This is a genomic window from Brooklawnia sp. (assembly GCF_032229645.1).
Lineage (GTDB): Bacteria > Actinomycetota > Actinomycetes > Propionibacteriales > Propionibacteriaceae > Brooklawnia.
Map to the genome: position 1 here is coordinate 133095 of NZ_JAVTWX010000136.1, position 2566 is coordinate 135660.

3 protein-coding genes are annotated in these 2566 nt (G+C 63.7%); all 3 read left to right on the forward strand.

The annotated features are described in order from the left end of the window. Positions 1-573: succinate dehydrogenase/fumarate reductase iron-sulfur subunit (locus tag AAFP05_RS11355; RefSeq protein ID WP_341729964.1), on the forward strand; the 573-nt coding region annotated here is incomplete at its 5' end. Positions 574-757: 184 nt separating this feature from the next. Next, positions 758-2077: an inorganic phosphate transporter gene (locus tag AAFP05_RS11360; RefSeq protein ID WP_341729965.1), complete on the forward strand. Its 1320-nt coding sequence runs from the start codon at positions 758-760 to the stop codon at positions 2075-2077. 3 nt (positions 2078-2080) lie between these two features. Continuing rightward, on the forward strand, positions 2081-2371 hold the full coding sequence (locus AAFP05_RS11365) for a hypothetical protein (protein ID WP_341729966.1): 291 nt from the start codon (positions 2081-2083) through the stop codon (positions 2369-2371). The last annotated feature ends 195 nt before the right edge of the window (positions 2372-2566 follow it).

Consider the following 2566-nt stretch of genomic DNA (forward strand, 5'->3'; position numbering starts at 1 on the left):
CGAGAGGGCATCTGTGGGGCCTGCGGCGTGACCGTTGACGGCCAGGTGCACGGCCCCGAGGACAATCTGCCGAGTTGCCACCAGCGACTGGTGGGCCTGGACGACGGCGCGAGCGTGCGCATCGAGCCGCTACGGTCGGCGGGTTTCCCGGTGATACGCGATCTGATCGTCGACCGCTCCGGGCTGGACGACCTGATCCGGGCCGGTGGCTACGTCTCGATCAATGCGGGAACCGCGCCCGACGCCGATTCCCTGCCGGTTGGCGAACAGAGCGCCGAACAGGCTCTGGACTTCGCCGCGTGCATCGGCTGCGGCGCCTGCGTGGCGGCCTGCCCGAATGGATCCGCGCATCTGTTCACCGGCGCGAAGCTCGCGCACCTGTCGATGCTGCCCATCGCGTCCACCGAACGGGAGCGCCGGGCGCGCTCGATGGTGCGCCAGGCGGAGGAGCTCTTCGGGCCCTGCTCGTACTACGGAGAATGTGCGCGCGCCTGTCCTGCCGAGATCAGTTTGACGGCGATAGCGGCCTTCAACCACGAGCGAATGCGCGCAGGGCTGCGCCGACGACTGTGACTGCCGAAAAAAGTTCTCGCGACCGACTCGAGAACGGTCGCTGTTTCGACACGCCGGGGACTAGGTGCTGGGGTAATGACACGCAAATCGACGGTCGCATTTCGCTGCAATCCGAACCTACGAAAATTGCCTGAATTTTGCGATCAATTACCGTCTGAGCACGGGAAAGATGCAAACTTGTGTCGTGCCTTCAGAGCTCGTAATCCTGTCGTTGGTGATTGTCACCGCCCTCGCGTTCGACTTCACCAATGGATTCCACGACACGGCCAATGCCATGGCCACGTCCATCGCAACCAAGGCGTTCAAGCCGAAGACTGCTGTCACCTTGTCTGCGATCCTGAACCTCATCGGCGCCTTCCTGTCCGTTGAGGTCGCCCTGACCGTCACCAACTCCGTCGTCAACATTCAGGATGCCTCGGGGGCCCCTCGTCCGGAGCTTCTGCAAGACGGCGGTCAGGCATTGCTGCTGATCGTGCTCGCGGGCCTGGTGGGCGCTATCACCTGGAACCTGATCACCTGGCTGCTGGGCCTGCCCTCCAGTTCGTCCCATGCGCTCTTCGGTGGCCTGGTCGGGGCCACCATGGCAGGGTTGGGCACCGCGGGCGTGAACTGGCTCGGTGACGGTACCAAGCCGGACGGCGTCATCGGCAAGGTCGTGCTGCCCGCACTGATGTCGCCGGTTATCGCGATCATGGTCGCGAGCGTCGGCACCTGGCTCGTGCATAAGATCACCAAGCACGTCTTGACGCGCTATCGCGACACCGGCTTCCGCTGGGGCCAGATCGGTTCGGCATCCCTGGTGGCTCTGGCACATGGCACGAACGACGCGCAGAAGACGATGGGAATCATCACGCTGGCATTGATCGCCTCCGGACGATGGACCGATCTGCAGCAGGTGCCGTTATGGGTGAAGATCGCCTGCGCATTGGCCATCACGTTGGGCACCTACACCGGTGGCTGGCGGATCATCCGGACGATGGGCAAGGGCCTGGTCGAACTCACCCCGCCGCAGGGCATGGCCGCAGAGTTCTCGACCGCGTCGGTGGTGCTGATCTCCAGCCACATGGGTTTCGCCCTGTCGACCACCCATGTCGCGACCGGCTCTATCCTGGGCTCCGGAATCGGCAAGAAGGGCGCCAAGGTGAACTGGCGGGTGGCAGCCAGGATGCTGGCCGCCTGGTGCATCACGTTGCCATCTGCTGCGGTCATGGGCGCGCTGATGTGGTTCATCGGTCATTCGATCGGCGGGCTGCTCGGAGCCTTGGTCATCACGGCCATCCTGGTGACCGGAGCAATCTTGATGTATCGCCATTCGCGGCATACCCGCATCGATCAGAACAACGTCAACGCCGATTGGTCGGACGCCGGCAACGGTGCTTCGCTGAAGCCCGCTGCACCGACTCCCGTTGCTACTCACGCGCGCGATGACTTCGCCGATCTGAAGGAACTTCAGCCGCAGACAGCCCACCGTAAGACCGGGCGGGAACTGGCGGAGGTGCGATAGGCGATGCAGATTCTGACTCAACTAATCGAAGCTGCCGGCGAAGTCCTCCTTTACGCAGTGGTCCTGGGAGCAGGCCTGCCTGCGCTCTTCGCGGTCGGAGTCTGGGCGCTGTCATTCGGCGCCAAAGGCGTGGACGACGTATCCGAGCATCACCCGCACCTGATCGCCAAAATCTTCGCCGGGATCTGCTTTGCCGGCGTCGTCCTGGCGATCCTTGCGGGCATCTTCATCATCGTCGGACACGGTTTCGGCGTGACACTACAGCTCGGCTGGCCGCTGTTCGTCGCGAAGTAGCGCATCCCGGGCGCATCTGCCGCCGCAGTAGCGACTGCCGAAAACAACAGCCACTGCCGATCTGCATCTGCCCCCGCGGTAGCGACTACCGAAAACAACAGCCACCGCCGAATCTCCGCTAGCCGTTGCCAGTTTCGGCAGCCGCTGTGAATCCGCCTGAACATTCCGGCAGCCGTTGCCAGTTTCGGCAGCCGC